Raw genomic sequence first — 16,411 nt, 5'->3', positions numbered from 1 at the left:
CAGCAACGCAAAAAGGAGAGACGCATGTCCGGATGTGAAGCAAATTTTGACGGGCTGGTAGGGCCGACGCACCACTACGCGGGGCTGTCATTTGGCAACGAAGCCTCGACGCGTAATCAGCACGCAGTCGCTAACCCAAAACTGGCGGCCAAACAGGGTTTGCAGAAGATGAAATCCCTGGCTGACCTCGGTTTTGCGCAGGGCGTGCTGCCGCCGCACGAAAGACCGCACTTAGCCACGCTGCGCCAGATGGGTTTCGGCGGCAGCGACCGTGACGTGCTGAGCCAGGCACAGGCCTATTCGCCGCGCCTGCTGTCATCACTGAGTTCCGCATCATCGATGTGGGTGGCGAACGCCGCGACGGTGTCCCCTTCGGCGGACAGCGCAGACGGGCGCACGCATTTCACTGTCGCCAACCTGAACAACAAGTTTCACCGCGCCATCGAGGCCGACACCACGTCGGCTATTTTGCGCGCTACCTTTAAACACGACGGCCACTTTGCCCACCATGACGCGCTGTCGCAGGTGGCGGCACTGGGCGACGAGGGCGCCGCCAACCATAACCGTCTGTGCGGGGAATACGACCAGCCCGGCGTGCAGGTATTTGTTTATGGCCGTGACGGACTGGTGGCCGGTGAAAACGAGCCGGTGCGCTATCCGGCGCGCCAGACCCGTTTAGCCAGCGACGCAGTGGCAAGATTGCATCAGCTCAGCCCATCGCGCACGGTGTTCGTACAGCAAAACCCGGAAGCGATTGACTGCGGCGTATTCCATAACGACGTGATTTCCGTCAGTAACCGCAATGTGTTGTTTCACCATCAGCAGGCTTTTCTCCACTCGGGTCAGGCGCTGGATGAGATCCGCCGCAAAATGGCCGCGCTGGAGCTGGATTTCCAACCCATCTGCGTACCGCAAAACCGCATAACGATTAACGATGCGGTGGCGACCTATCTGTTTAACAGCCAGCTGCTGAGCAAAAACAACGGTAAGATGATGATCGTGGTGCCGGAAGAGTCCCGCCAGCATATCGGCGTGTGGGATTATCTGTGCGAATTGCAGGAAAGCGGCGGACCCGTTGATCAGATTGAAGTTTTCGACCTGCGTGAAAGTATGCGTAACGGCGGCGGGCCGGCCTGTCTGCGTCTGCGTGTGGCGCTGAACCGCGCCGAGCTGGCGGCGGTCAACGACGGGTCTCTGATGAATGACACACTGTTTACCGGTCTCAATCAGTGGGTGGACAAGCATTACCGTGACCGTATGCAGGCCGAAGATCTGGCCGATCCCCAGTTGCTGACCGAAGTGCGCTACGCGCTGGATGAACTGACGCAGATCCTCGGGCTGGGTACGATTTACCCGTTCCAGCGCTGAATTTGCAGGGAGCACCTATGTTTGATTTTCTAAGCCAGACCCTGAGCGGAGAACCGCCTGTGGCCATCACCGGACAAACCACCATGCTGGACTGGATATGGCGCGCAGAGGGCATTCTGGAGCTTTCGCCGCATCACGCCTGTGACAGTGCGGTAGTGATTTCCGCCGGTATCCACGGCAATGAAACGGCGCCGATTGAGCTGCTTAATCAGCTGGTGTCAGAATTGCTGAGCGGCGAACGGACGCTGAATGTCAGGTTGCTAGTGCTGCTCGGCAATCCGTCGTCGATGCGCATTAATAAGCGTTTTGTGGAGGCCGACATGAACCGCATGTTCGGCGGCCGTCATGCACGCTATTGCCCGAACGGTGAAACACAGCGCGCGCACGAACTAGAGCAGGCGATGGCGCTGTTTTACCGTACCGCGTCCGCCGCCGGTGCCTCCCGGCGTTTTCATTATGATTTGCACACCGCCATCCGTGGATCACTGCATGTCCGTTTCGGCCTGTTACCGTTGCAGGCCCGCCCGCACGGCGCAGAGATGCTCCACTGGCTGGACGCCGCCGGGCTTGACGCGCTGGTCTTTCACCGCTCACCCGGCGGTACCTTCACCCATTTCAGCAGCGAAGTGTTTTGCGCTGAGAGCTGCACGCTGGAGCTTGGCAAAGCCTTGCCCTTTGGCAGTAACGATCATCAGCAGTTCACTGGTATCCGCCTGGCGCTGGAAGCCTTAGTCAGTGCAGAACCGCTGCCAGAACGGCAGGCCGATACCCCGTTAAAACGTTACCGCGTCACGCAGGATGTCATCCGTACACAGGACGATTTTCAATTACATATTCCGGGGGATGCCCTGAATTTTTCAGCCTTCCCGAAGGGGTTTGTGATTGCGGAGGAAACCGGTAAGGTTTTTCGGGTTGAAGCGCCGGAAGAATATGTGTTGTTCCCGAATGCCTCGGTGGCGTTGGGGCTGAGGGCAGGATTGATGTTGGAGCGCTTTTGAAAGCGCTGGAAACTTTCAAATTCAAATTCAAGACCTTGGGTTGCCACCCAAACTGGCCTTAAGAGGCGCCTATCGCCGCGCCTCTTAAGAATCTCCGGCTCTTTTAAAAACAGCAGCTGCGCAGGTCACAATGGCCGTGTTTCAGGGGCCATGGTTATAGCCGCAAACTCCGCCGCTGCGCGGTGCTCTCATTTCGGGTTCGGACCAGCTCGAAAAAAGCCTCTCACCGTTTCTCACCGCTCATTCGACGTCGTTTTGAACGCGGCCGAGGCTTTTCTAAATTCAAATTCAAATTCAGATCTGCTTTGTCTTTAAAAATGTCGAGGCCGCATTCAAAAATACCGCCGGAGGAGAGGCGCAAAACCGCGAGTCTTTTTACGCGGGTTGAAGCCCGAACGAAGGGAACCGCGTAGCGGCGGGATTTTGCGGCTATCACAGCGGCGACTGAAACACGGCCATCCCGATTCAGCGATAGCGCGCAGTTAAAGAGCCGGAGATTCTTAAGAGGCGCGGCGATAGGCGCCTCTTAAGGCCAGTTTGGGTGGCAACCCAAGGTCTTGATCTTGAATTTGAAGTTTTAAAAGCGGATTCGGGCCGCAACCCGACGTCGATACCGGCAGAATCGCCCGCCAGCGACTACGCTTCTCTTTAATGATTCCTTTGTCATCATAAGGACAACTATGTATACCCATCGGTTGGTTTTCCCTGCCAGCGTGCTGCGCGGGCGCGGGGCGGTTAAGCATCTGGGGGCTGTGTGCGGGCGTCTGGGGCAACGGGCATTGCTGGTGGGCGGAAAGCGTGGGATAGCCAGCGTGGAGGCGCGGGTGGCGGACCAATTGGAGCAACAGATGGTCAGTTATCTCGGGCATGAAGTGTTTAACGGCGAGTGCTGTCAGGAAGAGATAACGCGGCTGGCGGATGTGTTCCGCGTGCAAGGTGTTGAGGTGATTATCGCCACCGGCGGCGGGAAGGCGCTGGATACCGCTAAGGCGGCGGCCGTGGCCTGTAATCTGCCGGTGGTCACGTTGCCTAGCATCGCCGGGACCTGTTCGGCGGTGACGTCGCTGTCGTTTCGCTATCATCAGGACGGACAGTTTCGCGATATGTTCCCGCTGACGTATGGCCCGGCGGCCGCGGTGATTGATGCCGATATTCTGGCACAGGCACCGCTGAATTGGCTCTCTGCAGGTATCGGCGATACGCTGGCGAAATGGTATGAGTACCGCGCTATCAGTGACCTGAATACACTTTCCGGGTTATCCGGTGTGGCGCGCACCAACAGCGAACTGTGCTTTACGCTGATTGAGCATTTTGCCGCCGACGCCTGTTTGGCGGTCGGAGAGGGCAAAGCTAACGCAGCACTGGAACAGGTGCTGGACGCGATTTTCCTGTACGCCGGGTTGACGTCGATCATGAGCAACGGCGCGCATACCGGCGCGGCACATGCCTTATATGAAGGGTTTACGGCCTGTGGAAAAACCCGCCACTTCCCACACGGGCTGCTGGTCGGCTACGGCAACTTGTGCCTGCTGGCGCTGGAGAATCGCAGTGATGAAGAGCTGCACGGTGCGCTGGCGCTGGCGCGGGCCAGTGCGATCCCGACTCAGCTTGACCATCTGGCACAAGGCATTACGGAGCAGGATCTGGCGGATATAATCGACCGCAGCCTGAGTGCGCCGGATATGGTGAATATGCCGTTTGAGGTGGATTTCGCCGCCATGAAGGCGGCGATAGAGCGGGTTAACGGGTTGAGCCAGACGCTAATCTGATAACCATTATTTACGCCGTCTGGCGGTGACCACGTCATGCGTGCGTTGCAGGGCATCGCGCGCGGCGGGCAGGCGCTGGGTTACGCCAATAAACAGACAGTCGATGATCAGTAACTGACTGGTGCGGCTGGCCATCGCGGCGGCGCGAAAGCCCAGCTCCCGGCCGCTGGTCAGTAACACGCAGTCGGCTTTACGGCCAAGCGTGGAGCGGGCACTGGCGGTTATCGCCAGCGTAAAGGCGCCGGCGTTTTTAGCCTGTTGCAGGGCATCGGCGGTTTCGCTGGTTTCGCCCGAGTGGGAGATAGCCAGCGCGACGTCCATCGACGTCAGCAGACAGGCGCTGACCAGACTTTCATCCCCGCTGCCGTAAGTCTGGCAGGCGATACCAATGCGCCTGAGTTTCTGGCAGAAATCCTGCGCAACCAGCGATGACGCCCCCACACCATACACATCGATGCGCCTTGAGTGACTCAGGGCGTTGATCGCCTGTTCCAGCCCGTCGCTGTCAATCAGCTCTGCCGTCGCCGTCGCCCCTTCCACTTCAAACGCCAGCAGTTTGCGCAGAATTTGTTGTGGACTATCCTGATCGCCGATGTCAGCCACCAGCGGTGAGGGCGGCTTCGTCTCGTCACGGAAGAGTTCGGCTGCCAGCGCCAGCCGCAGCGCCGGATAGCCTTCAAACCCCAGACGACGGCTGGCACGGACTACTGTCGCGGTACTGGTCGCTGCCTGCTTCGCCAGCGCCGTCACGCTGATGTGGGCAATGCGCTGCGGGTCTTCAGCGATCAGGCTGATCACCCGCTGCTCCGCCTGTGAAAAGCTGCCCTGCAATGCCCGCAAACGGGCTTCAAGACCGAGGCCACCCGAAAAGATAGGCATATTATTTTTCCAGCTCACGCAGGTGGTCATCTTTACGCAGCGTCATCAGCGCAAACAGGCTGACGATACAAGTGCCGACCACGTAATAGGCCGGGATATCCAGATTGCCGGTCTCTTTAATCAGGCCGGTGATGATAAGGCCCGCACAGCCCGAGAAGACCGCATTCGACAGGGAATAGGACAGGCCGAGCCCGGTATAGCGCACGCGGGTCGGAAACATCTCCGCCAGCATCGCCGGGCCGGGGCCTGCAATCATACCGATGGCCGCACCGGCGATCAGTACCGCGATGCCCTTAGCCATCAGGCTGCTTTCGGTGTCCTGCAACAGATGCAGCAGCGGGAAGGTCAGCAGGATCACCGCCAGCACGGCTATGATCATCACTTTCTTACGGCCAATTTTATCGCTGAGGATCCCTGCGGGTAGGATTGCCAGTGCGAAACCGACGTTTGCCAATACGGTGGCGACCAGTGCCTGTAGAAAAGTGGCATGCAGGGAGGTTTGCAGGTACGAAGGCATGACTACCAGGAAGGTGTAACCGCCTGCGGACCAGCCCATCATGCGGCCAATGCCCAGTGCGATGGCTTTAAGCGTGGCGACAGCAGAGGCTTTCTCCGCGGCGGTTTTCTTGCCTTTGGCTGGTGCCTGCTGGCTGGCCTGAAAACTCGGGGTTTCATCCAGTTTTAGCCGCAGCCAGAGGGCCACAAAGCCCATCGGCAGCGCCAGCAGGAAGGGAATACGCCAGCCCCACTCTTTCATCTGCGCATCGGGCAGAGTTTGCACCAGCAGGGCGACAAGACCGACGCCGGTCAGCAGGCCAAGGGCGACGGTGAACGACTGCCATGCACCGTACAGTCCACGTTTACCTTTAGGGGCAAATTCGGTCATCAGTGAGACGGCGCCGCCAAATTCACCACCGGCAAACAGCCCCTGGAACATGCGCAGCAGCGTCAGTAATAGCGGGGCGGCTACGCCAATTTGGGCATAAGTCGGTAACAGACCAATCAACGCCGTGGCGAGGGTCATCAGCAGCACCACGGCAATCAGTGTGGGTTTACGGCCAATGCGGTCGCCGATGCGGCCAAAGATGATTGCGCCAATCGGGCGGCAGAAGAAGGCCAGCGCAAAGGAGGCGTAGGTCAGAATAAGTCCCGTCATGCCGCTCTGGCCTTCGAGGGTGAAGAAGTTACCGGCGATAAGCGTCGCCAGATAGCCGTAAACGCCAAACTCATACCATTCGATGAAGTTACCGACCGAACCGGCGACCAGCGCACGGCGTGACTGCCTGGCGCTGACTGCTGGCGGTAAGGTGTGTTGTTTGAGTGTTGTATTCCCGGAGCTGGTCATCAGTTACCTCAAAGGTCGTGAAGATTGTTTTTTTTATAAAAGCAAAGGGGTGGTGAAAAATCTTGTAAACAATTTTCTAAATTTATGCTGATTTAATGTCAATGATTTTCATGTTTTGAACAAAATAAAAGCGAAAGATGTGGAGCAGGCAACGTTTTGCAGGGGATGGGGCGGCAGCGGGCAAAAAAACAGGCTGCTCCGTTTCGGGGGGCAGCCTGTTTTTAGGAAGAGTTATGAGGAACGATGAAACGCTATTTACACAAGATTCAGAGGGTATGAATATCGATACCATCGCCGATATTACTGTTCTGATAATAGTTGCGCGGGACTTCTACCTGATACTGCTGGTCGTCGCAGGCGACTTCCAGAATGTATCGCTCATTTTCAAAAGAGTCGATTGGGATAAACCCGAAGAAACCTTCCGCAACGCTAAATGTGCGCGATGAGGGAATAGCGTAACGGTGAACAATCCTTGCTCTTAGCGGCTGCTGCTTGCCGGTTAACGTGTTCCATACGCGGTTAACGGGTTGCGACAGTGTGACGAGCACATCTGAGGCCAGCGATTTGATAGTCATCTTGGATGTCATAAAGTGAATACCTCGTTGGTCGTTATAACCCAATTCTTATAATTTCGTCGGGCTAAGATCCAATCTTTTTTTCACCTAAGCTTAGAGCGTAATTCGTGCGTAAAGGTAAGTGCCGGAGAAATCGAGGCTTATTTCAGGCCGGACTTTTTCTTTTTTTTCCGGATTTACGTTCTGCTAGCAATAACGGGCAAGAAGGGCACATCACGTGGTCGGACAATTCATAGCGCAGACAACACTGGCGGCGGAACTGCGGGCTGTTTTCATCCTGCGGATCTTCCGGGCGCATGGGCTGGTGCAGCGGGTTTTTTCCGCCGTAATGCAGTTCGCGGGCGTTAAGCAATGCCATGCCGTCGGAGATATCGGCATTAACCAGCTCGGCCTGCTTAATTCCCCAACCGACGCGCACGCCAGCGTTGCTCCAGTAAATTCCCGGTTTCAACCCGGAGACGTCCGCCAGCGCCTGACAGACCGGGCGCAGATGCTGTTCGATCATCTCATCAAAACGCGCCATCGGCTGCGCGGACAGCAGCGCCTCACCGGGGCCGTCGAGGTAAATCTGGTTGGGCAATCCCTCTTCCTGAAGCGAAAGATAGACGTTTTGCGCGGCAATGGGCAACTGCCAGCCGTGGCTGAGGGAGATGATCACCCAGCTCGGCAGCAGGTTGGCGAAGTACCATTGTGACCACATTGAGATACGTGCACGGCGTTTTTCCGCATCACGGGCATCTTCGGCGTAGATCGTCAGATAGCGTTCGAGCACGCGGGTGCAGCCCTCAGCGGTCGTCAGCAGGGACATCGGCAGGGCGTTGGTCACCAGCGGCGTCATCGGTTTGAAACTGTCGGCAACCCAGCTAATCGGGGTGTCACGGAAACTGTTGAGGATCGTCTGCATCATCGCTTATGAATAGGTTCAATAAATCACGCTAATGAAAACAGGGTAACCAAAAATAAAGTGAAATAGTAATGATTTCTATTTGTATTGGCATTGAGTGTGTATTTTTCTTCCGGTTTTTCGACAGGGCGCAGCAAGCCACGCCCGGCGTAACCCGAACCAAAAAGTAATAAGCCGAAAAGCGGGGTGAATCAAGCGCTTATCACCTCATTAAACGCGTCATTTTCGTGGTCTACTGTGCACACTGAAGTGACAAATCTACCGGTGTAAATCCGGTCAACCGTGATTCAGACGGTTGCGGACGACCAAAGAAATAGCCCTGGAACAACGAGCATCCCTCTTCTTTCAGGCGTCGGAACTGCTCGTCGGTTTCCACGCCCTCGGCGGTGGTCTGAATATCCAGACTGCGGCTCATACCGGTGATAGCCCGGATGATAGCCAGCGCTTCGCGGCTGTCCTGCATGTCATTAATAAAGGATTTGTCGATTTTGATTTTGTCGAACGGGAATGAGCGCAGGTAACTCAGCGACGAGTAACCGGTGCCAAAATCATCCAGCGCGATACGCACACCCAGCGCCTTGAGTTTTTCGAGCGTCGCCACATTGCTGTGGTTGTTGTCGAGCAGCACTGATTCGGTGATTTCGACCTCCAGCCGGTGCGGCGCCAGCCCGGATTCGGTCAGTGCTGCTTCGATAACCGACAGCAGGGCGCTGTTTTTAAACTGAACCGGAGAGAGGTTGACCGCAATGGTCTGTTCGCCCACCCAACTGGCCGCTTCATGGCAGGCTTCATGTAGCGCAAAAGCGCCGATACTGTGGATAAGCCCGGTCTCTTCGGCAATCGGAATGAAATCCATCGGCATGATCAGGCCGTTAACTGGATGGTTCCAGCGCATCAATGCTTCATAACCAATGATTTCGTTGTGCGCACTGTCGGTGATCGGCTGGTAGTAGAGACGCAACTGCTTGCCGGTGATGGCGTCGCGTAAATCCAGCTCAATATCGCGCCGTTTACGGGCTGCTTCGTCCATCTCTACCCGGAACACTTCATAGCGATTACGGCCATTGCGTTTGGCTTCGTACAGCGCCATATCTGCGCAGCGCAACAGATGGTCCGGCGAATCTTCGCTGTCTTCTGCCATAGCAATCCCGACGCTCAGCCCGACGGTGAGCGAATGGCCTTCAATGTTGATCGGCGGTTTGACCGCTTCAATCAGCCGCTGGGCAATCTGATGCGCCTTTTCAACGTAAGGAAGGTTCGGCAGCACGATAGCAAACTCATCGCCGCCAACGCGGGCCAGCGTGTCCTGCTCGCGCAGCACAAAGCGTAAACGCTTGGCGATGCCGCGCAGCAGTTCATCCCCAATCTGATGACCGAGTGCATCATTCACATTCTTGAAATTATCCAGATCCAGACAGAGCGTGGCGGTCAGCCGGTTGGAGAGTTTCGACATATTCAGCGCTTCCTGCAAACGCTGGCCAAACAGCACACGGTTCGGCAGGCTGGTCAGGTTGTCGTGGTGCGCCATGTGATGAATGCGTGCATGGGCCGCGTGCTGATCGGTGACGTCATCGGCAATCATCAGAACATAACTGGTTTGCGCATCGCTGCCGCTGATCATTGATGCGGTGGTTTGCAGGGTGCGTTCGCCAATGGGTGTCGCCAGCTGTTGTTCACTTTTATGCACACCTTCAGAGCGCAGGCACTCGTCTGACTGCTTGTTCAGGTAATCACTGATCCCCTGATTGAGGCAGTCCTGTGGACGCTTGCCGATCATCTGCTCGCGCGGCTTGCCCAGGAGTAATTCAGCCTGACGGTTAACCAGTAATATTTCGCGCGAGACAGCATTCTCGACGATCACCGACGAAGGAATATTGGCGATCACCGTGTCGAGGAACTGCGACAGGGCAGTCATCCGCTCATTGTTAGCTTCCGCCAGATCTTTTGCCGCCAGCAGTTGCTGTTCATATTCACGCCGTTGGGTGACATCGCGGGTCACTTTGGCAAAGCCAATCAGCACGCCAGCTTCACGAACTGCCTCGATAATAACGTGCGCCCAGAATTGGGTGCCGTCTTTACGCTGCCGCCAGCCTTCTGCTTCATAACGGCCCACGCTGCGGGCTGTTTCCAGCCCGTGCGACGGCCAGCCTGCTTTTTGATCTTCAGGAATATAGAAACAGGAGAAATGTTTGCCCACGATTTCGTCGCGCCGGTAGCCTTTCGCGCGCTGCGCACCGGCGTTCCAGTTGGCGATAACCCCCTCGGGCGTGAGCATATAAATGGCGTAATCTTCCACGCTTTGAACCAGCAACCGATACATTACATCAGAATCTTCGTTCATTTTATTTGCCTGATAGCGGACCGCCACTGTTCAGGATCCTCCCAAACAAGGGTCCGGCTGTGATTTACGTCTGTCCCGACGCATTTTTGCTGTGTTGTGTGGCCTGACGTTAGCATAAGAAAATTCCTACTACGTCTGGTTTTGGCAGTAATGTGTTCATATTTAGGCTGTTACAGTAAAAAGATCGGACTTAAGCAAAATTTCCTTCGCGAGGCCGGTGTAACAGAAGGGAGGTATCGGCCATTTCCACGAAAACTTTATGGTCATGTAAAAAAGTTTTTCAACCCGTTGCTGTATGCATCTAAAGCGGTGATATATTCGGGTTGCACAACATCTTCTCCGGACGGTTTTAATAATAAAAGCACCTAAAAAGTTGTCGGGGATATTTACTGAATAAAAGGAATTAATAATGAAGGGTTTGACCTCTCTCGAGTCGTTTTTAGAATCATTACAACAACGTGATCCTCACCAGCCTGAATACCTGCAGGCGGTGCGTGAAGTCTTTACCTCGTTGTGGCCTTTTCTGGAACAACATCCTCATTACCGCGAACAGAGCCTGCTTGAGCGTTTAGTCGAGCCAGAGCGCGTGATCCAGTTCCGCGTAGCCTGGACTGACGACCGCGGCCAGGTGCAGGTTAACCGAGCGTGGCGCGTACAGTTCAACTCCGCTATCGGTCCATACAAGGGCGGTATGCGTTTTCACCCGTCGGTCAATTTATCCATCCTCAAATTCCTCGGGTTTGAACAAACGCTGAAAAATGCCCTGACCACGCTGCCGATGGGCGGCGGGAAAGGCGGGTCGGATTTTAATCCGAAGGGTAAAAGCCAGCTTGAGGTGATGCGTTTTTGTCAGGCATTGATGACGGAGCTGTATCGTCATCTTGGCCCGGATACCGACGTTCCGGCAGGGGATATCGGTGTCGGTGGCCGTGAAGTGGCCTTTATGTCCGGCATGATGAAAAAGCTGTCCAATAACACCGCCTGCGTGTTCACCGGCAAAGGTCTGTCGTTTGGCGGCAGTCTGATCCGCCCGGAAGCCACCGGTTATGGGCTGGTCTATTTCACGGATGCCATGCTGCAACGCCACGGTCTGGGTTTTGAAGGTAGCCGAGTGTCTGTCTCCGGGGCCGGCAACGTCGCACAGTACACTATAGAGAAAGCCATGCAGCTGGGTGCGCGGGTTGTGACCGCGTCGGATTCAGGGGGCACGGTGGTGGATGAAGCCGGTTTCACGCCTGAAAAACTGGCGCATCTGGCTGAGATCAAAAACACGCGTTATGGCAGTATCGAAGAGTACGCGAATGAACGCGGGCTGGTCTATTTAGCGGGCCAGCAGCCGTGGAGCGTGCCGGTAGATATCGCGCTGCCGTGCGCCACGCAAAACGAGCTGGGTATTGATGCTGCACGCGTGCTTATTGCCAACGGCGTGAAAGCGGTGGCCGAAGGCGCGAATATGCCTACCACGATTGAGGCCACGGATGCTTTCCTCGATGCCGGTGTGCTGTTCGCGCCGGGCAAAGCAGCCAATGCGGGTGGTGTGGCGACCTCCGGGCTGGAAATGGCGCAGAATGCGGCCCGCCTTAGCTGGAAGTCAGAGAAGGTCGACGTGCGCTTGCACCACATCATGCTGGATATTCATGAGTCCTGTGTGGAGCACGGCGGCGAAGGCAAGCAGACCCACTACGTGCACGGCGCGAACATCGCAGGTTTTGTTAAAGTGGCAGATGCCATGCTGGCTCAGGGCGTGCTTTAGCCCTTACGTTGTTCTAAAGGTATGAAATAAAAATCCGCGTTAATTCGCGGATTTTTATTTTGAGTGTTTTTAATGAAGACTATTTTTCTGTTTTAAAATAAGGACCAGCGCTTACAGAGTCGCGAATAATAAGTTCTGAGGAGAACAGATTATTATGGGATAAATAGCCGCCATCCAGCATGGAAATTAACCGGTTGATCACTTCATTAACCATATCGCGAACCGGATCTTTTATGCTCGATAATGCGGGCTGAAGGAAAGGGGCCGTCGGAATATTATCAAAGCCAATCACTGACACTTTTTCCGGCACGGGAATACGTGCATCACTTAACGTCTTCATTGCACCAATTGCCATTTCGTCATTGCTTGCCAGCACGGCGCTGAAGGCAATTTCACCGGCGATAAGCTGACTGAGGGCCGCCGCACCGCTGGTGGGCGTCCATTTTCCGGCCACGATCAGATTGTCGTGAACCGGGATGCTGAAAGTGTTCAACGCCTGTTTATAGCCGGAAAGTCGTTCAATCGCGGTCGGTGAGTCAAGCGATCCGGTGATAAATGCAATCTCGCGGTGACCCTGTTCAATCAGGTATTGAGTGGCATTGAAGCTCGAGCCTTTATGGTCACAGCAAATACAGTGACTTTGATGTTTTCGCAGCTTACGGTTCACGACCATCACCGGTTTATTACTCTGTTCAATAACAAGGTCCAGGGCATCGATGGTTAAAAAACGCGGGTAGATAATAATAGCGTCACAGCGTAAATCCAGCAGGAACTGGATCGCCTGCTGTTCTTCTTCTGCGCTGTGTTTACCATCGACCAGAATAAGCTGACGGCCCGTATCTTCTAGTTTCTGCGCGGCCTGAGAGAGTAACTCATTAAAGTAACTCCCGTTATAAAGTGTATTCGTCACCACCATACCGATGCACTCTGATTTACTGGAAGCCAGATTGCGCGCCAGTAAATTTGGCCGGTATTCCGCCTCTTCTATGGCTTTGTAGACGGCGTTTTTCGTCGCTTCGCTGACATACCCTTTACCAGATAACACGCGTGAAACAGTGGCTTTCGATACGCCTGCTTTTGTCGCCACTTCTTTCATTGTTGACATCGGGTCTTCCTGAAGCCTTGTAAATTATCGACATTCTATACCCAATTTCCCGTCAGTTGCAGGCAGACAGTAAACGAGCCGATGAAGGGTTTATCGATGTCGATCAAGATCACATAACAAACATTTTACAACTTCATCTATTGATGTCTTCTTCGCATGTGCACATTCTTGTGTGGAACCGGTTACCTATTTACCTCTGTTGTACACCTAAGAAGAAATTTAAGAAGAAGAAATTGCGCGCATGACCGGTGAATAACGCGCCCGCAAAAAACTCACAACCCTATGAAGTGAAGAGAGTTGCCCCTATGTCAAAGAGCTATGCAGCAATATCACTGTCGATCATCGATGCCATCGGCGGCGCCGCGAATGTCTCGGCGGTAACCCACTGTATGACCCGTTTACGCTTCGTGCTGAACGACGACGCCAGCGTCGATACCGCGAAACTGAAAGCCATCAAAGGCGTGCTTGGTGTGGTGCGCAGCGAAAACCAGTGTCAGGTGATCATCGGTAACAATGTTTCGCAAGCCTATGCCGAAGTGGTGAAGCTGCTGCCGGATGACGCGCTGACGCCCAACGCGAAAGTGCCTGACAATAAAATTACGCTCAGGCGTATCGGTGCAGGGATCCTCGACGCCCTGATTGGCACCATGTCACCGCTGATCCCGGCGATTATCGGCGGTTCAATGGTGAAACTGCTGGCAATGATCCTCGACATGACCGGCGTCGTTGAGAAGGGCGCTTCGACGCTGGTTATCTTAAATACCATCGGTGACGGCGCGTTCTTCTTCCTGCCGGTGATGGTGGCCGCGTCGGCGGCGATAAAATTCAAAACCAATATGTCGCTGGCGATTGCCATCGCCGGGGTGCTGGTACATCCCGCATTTATTGAGTTAATGGCCAAAGCGGCGCAGGGGCAGAAAGTCGAGTTTGTCGGGCTGTCCGTCACGGCAGTGAAATACACTTACACCGTTATCCCGGCGCTGTGCATGACCTGGCTGCTCTCTTACATCGAAAGATGGGTGGATCGTATTACGCCGGCGGTGACCAAAAACTTCCTCAAGCCGATGCTGATCATGCTGATTGCCGCACCGATCGCCATCCTGTTCATTGGCCCGCTGGGTATCTGGATCGGCAGCGGGATTTCAGCGGTGGTCTACACCGTTCACGATTATCTGGGCTGGCTGTCTGTCGCCATTATGGGCGCGCTCTGGCCGCTGCTGGTGATGACCGGTATGCACCGCGTGTTTACGCCGACCATCATTCAGACCATTGCTGAAACCGGTAAAGAGTCGATGGTGATGCCCTCTGAGATTGGCGCCAACCTGTCGCTCGGTGGCTCTTCACTGGCGGTTGCATGGAAGACGAAAAACCCTGAGCTGCGCCAGACCGCGCTGGCGGCGGCGGCGTCTGCCATTGTGGCCGGTATTTCTGAACCCGCACTGTACGGCGTGGCGCTGCGGCTCAAACGCCCGCTGATCGCCTGTCTTATCAGCGGCTTTATTTGTGGCGGCATCGCCGGTATCGGTGGGCTGGCCAGCCATTCGATGGCGTCGCCGGGGCTGTTTACCAGCGTTCAGTTCTTCGATCCGACCAATCCGATGAGCATTGTCTGGGTATTCGGCGTGATGATTCTCGCCGTGGTGATCTCGTTTTTCACTACCTTATTGCTGGGCTTTGAAGACATCCCGGTTGATGAACCGCCGGTGGACGAAGAACCGGTTGACACTAAACATGACGACGCCAACCCCAATCCGTTTGCTGCGACCCCGAACGCAGTAAACAATTAACTCAGTAACAGAAGGACTTGCTCATGCAGGCAACAACATTTCCCGACGGTTTCTTATGGGGCGGCGCATTGGCCGCCAACCAGGCTGAGGGGGGCTGGCGCGAAGGCGGTAAAGGGCTGACGACAGTCGATATGATCCCGCACGGCCCGCACCGTCTGGCGGTAAAAATCGGGCAGGAAAAGCGTTTTTCGCTGAAATACGACGAATTCTATCCAAGCCATCAGGCCATCGATTTCTATCATCGCTATAAAGAAGATATCGCCCTGATGGCCGAGATGGGGTTCAGTGTGTTTCGCACCTCGATTGCCTGGAGCCGTTTATACCCGAACGGCGATGAACTGGCGCCCAACGCTGACGGGATCGCGTTCTACCGTGACATGTTTGCCGAATGCAAAAAGTACAATATCGAACCGCTGGTGACGCTGTGCCATTTCGACGTGCCGATGCATCTGGTGGTGGAATACGGCTCGTGGCGTAACCGCAAAATGGTGGAGTTCTTCAGCCGTTACGCCCGCACCTGTTTCGAGGCGTTTGATGGGCTGGTGAAATACTGGCTGACCTTCAATGAAATTAATATTTTGCTGCATAGCCCATTTTCCGGCGCGGGGCTGGCGTTCGATGAGGGCGAAGATCAGGAGCAGGTGAAGTATCAGGCGGCGCACCATGAGCTGGTGGCCAGTGCGCTGGCGACCAAAATCGCCCATGAGGTGAACCCCGCTAATCAGGTCGGTTGTATGCTGGCGGGCGGAAATTTCTACCCGAGAACCTGCAAACCGGAAGACGTCTGGGCCGCGCTGCAAAAAGACCGCGAGAACTTGTTCTTTATCGACGTTCAGGCGCGCGGTGCCTATCCGTCGTACACCCGCCGCCTGTTCAAAGAAAAAGGCATTTCTATCGTGGCCGAAACAGGCGATGACGAACTGCTGAAACACACCGTCGATTTCGTCTCCTTCAGCTATTACGCCTCACGCTGTGCGTCGGCCGACATGAACGATAATAACAGCAGCGCAGCGAACATCGTCAAATCGCTGAAGAACCCCCACATTCAGGCCAGCGAATGGGGTTGGGGCATTGATCCGCTGGGTTTACGCATCACCATGAACATGATGTATGACCGCTATCAGAAACCGCTGTTTCTGGTCGAGAATGGGCTTGGCGCAAAAGATGAGATCAATGCGCAGGGTGAAATTGAGGACGATCACCGCATCAGTTATTTGCGCGAACACGTTCTGGCGATGCGCGAAGCCATCGAAGACGGCATTCCGGTCATCGGCTACACCTCGTGGGGTTGCATCGATCTGGTCTCGGCTTCTACCGGTGAAATGAGCAAACGCTACGGCTTTGTTTACGTCGACCGGGACGACTCAGGCAATGGCACGCTGGACCGCAAGAGAAAGAAATCCTTCTACTGGTATCAGAAAGTGATAGCGAGTAATGGGGCTGATTTGGGGTGATAGATAAAAAGCGTCGTTAGAATAAATGCCGCATCACTGACATCGGAATAGTTAGCATGCTTTTTGTTACAAACTTGGTCATAGTTCAACGTCAGGACCAGTATAAAATACTGTTTTGGAATTCTCTGAGTTG

The 16,411-nt window shown here is 55.0% G+C and carries 12 protein-coding genes; 6 read left to right on the top strand and 6 right to left on the bottom strand.

Features of this window, described 5'->3' with window-relative positions:
* The first annotated feature begins 24 nt into the window (after positions 1-24).
* From astB to ACZRKO_RS07505, 3 genes are all read left to right on the top strand, one after another.
* Positions 25-1,368, top strand: a complete 1,344-nt coding sequence (astB, locus tag ACZRKO_RS07515; RefSeq protein WP_463736590.1) for an N-succinylarginine dihydrolase — start codon at positions 25-27, stop codon at positions 1,366-1,368.
* A 17-nt stretch (positions 1,369-1,385) separates the two neighbouring features.
* A complete protein-coding gene (gene astE / locus ACZRKO_RS07510) occupies positions 1,386-2,366 on the top strand; it encodes a succinylglutamate desuccinylase (RefSeq protein WP_463736589.1) in 981 nt (326 codons plus the stop codon).
* Positions 2,367-3,046: 680 nt separating this feature from the next.
* Positions 3,047-4,135: an iron-containing alcohol dehydrogenase family protein gene (locus ACZRKO_RS07505; RefSeq protein ID WP_463736588.1), complete on the top strand. Its 1,089-nt coding sequence runs from the start codon at positions 3,047-3,049 to the stop codon at positions 4,133-4,135.
* Between the two features lie 6 nt (positions 4,136-4,141).
* On the opposite strand, the gene ACZRKO_RS07500 is transcribed toward ACZRKO_RS07505, so the two are convergent.
* From ACZRKO_RS07500 to ACZRKO_RS07480, 5 genes are all read right to left on the bottom strand, one after another.
* Positions 4,142-5,014: a MurR/RpiR family transcriptional regulator gene (locus tag ACZRKO_RS07500; RefSeq protein ID WP_463736587.1), complete on the bottom strand. Its 873-nt coding sequence runs from the start codon at positions 5,012-5,014 to the stop codon at positions 4,142-4,144.
* Between the two features lies 1 nt (position 5,015).
* Positions 5,016-6,359, bottom strand: a complete 1,344-nt coding sequence (locus ACZRKO_RS07495; protein WP_463736586.1) for an MFS transporter — start codon at positions 6,357-6,359, stop codon at positions 5,016-5,018.
* Between the two features lie 266 nt (positions 6,360-6,625).
* Positions 6,626-6,946, bottom strand: a complete 321-nt coding sequence (locus ACZRKO_RS07490) for a hypothetical protein (protein ID WP_463736585.1) — start codon at positions 6,944-6,946, stop codon at positions 6,626-6,628.
* 133 nt (positions 6,947-7,079) lie between these two features.
* Positions 7,080-7,841 (bottom strand): siderophore-iron reductase FhuF, encoded by a 762-nt coding sequence (gene fhuF / locus ACZRKO_RS07485; RefSeq protein WP_463736584.1) that lies wholly within the window; start codon positions 7,839-7,841, stop codon positions 7,080-7,082.
* Positions 7,842-8,070: 229 nt separating this feature from the next.
* Positions 8,071-10,179, bottom strand: coding sequence for a putative bifunctional diguanylate cyclase/phosphodiesterase (locus tag ACZRKO_RS07480; protein ID WP_463736583.1), 2,109 nt, complete (start codon positions 10,177-10,179; stop codon positions 8,071-8,073).
* Between the two features lie 409 nt (positions 10,180-10,588).
* Between ACZRKO_RS07480 and gdhA the strand changes: the two genes are divergently transcribed.
* Positions 10,589-11,932, top strand: a complete 1,344-nt coding sequence (gene gdhA / locus ACZRKO_RS07475) for an NADP-specific glutamate dehydrogenase (protein ID WP_463736582.1) — start codon at positions 10,589-10,591, stop codon at positions 11,930-11,932.
* A gap of 79 nt (positions 11,933-12,011) precedes the next feature.
* Here gdhA and ACZRKO_RS07470 read toward each other — a convergent pair whose 3' ends face one another.
* Positions 12,012-13,037 carry a LacI family DNA-binding transcriptional regulator gene (locus ACZRKO_RS07470; protein WP_463736581.1) on the bottom strand — a complete coding sequence of 342 codons (1,026 nt, stop codon included), beginning with the start codon at positions 13,035-13,037 and terminating at the stop codon, positions 12,012-12,014.
* 305 nt (positions 13,038-13,342) lie between these two features.
* Here ACZRKO_RS07470 and ascF point away from each other — a divergent pair, with 305 nt between their 5' ends.
* Both ascF and ACZRKO_RS07460 read left to right on the top strand, forming a co-directional pair.
* Positions 13,343-14,824: a PTS cellobiose/arbutin/salicin transporter subunit IIBC gene (ascF, locus tag ACZRKO_RS07465; RefSeq protein ID WP_463736580.1), complete on the top strand. Its 1,482-nt coding sequence runs from the start codon at positions 13,343-13,345 to the stop codon at positions 14,822-14,824.
* 23 nt (positions 14,825-14,847) lie between these two features.
* Positions 14,848-16,278, top strand: coding sequence for a 6-phospho-beta-glucosidase (locus tag ACZRKO_RS07460; protein WP_463736579.1), 1,431 nt, complete (start codon positions 14,848-14,850; stop codon positions 16,276-16,278).
* The last annotated feature ends 133 nt before the right edge of the window (positions 16,279-16,411 follow it).

The sequence above is a fragment of the Ewingella sp. C233 genome (genome assembly GCF_055407225.1).
The sequence above is the reverse complement of the archived record's forward strand: the minus strand, read 5'-3'. Positions and strand labels throughout refer to the sequence as shown.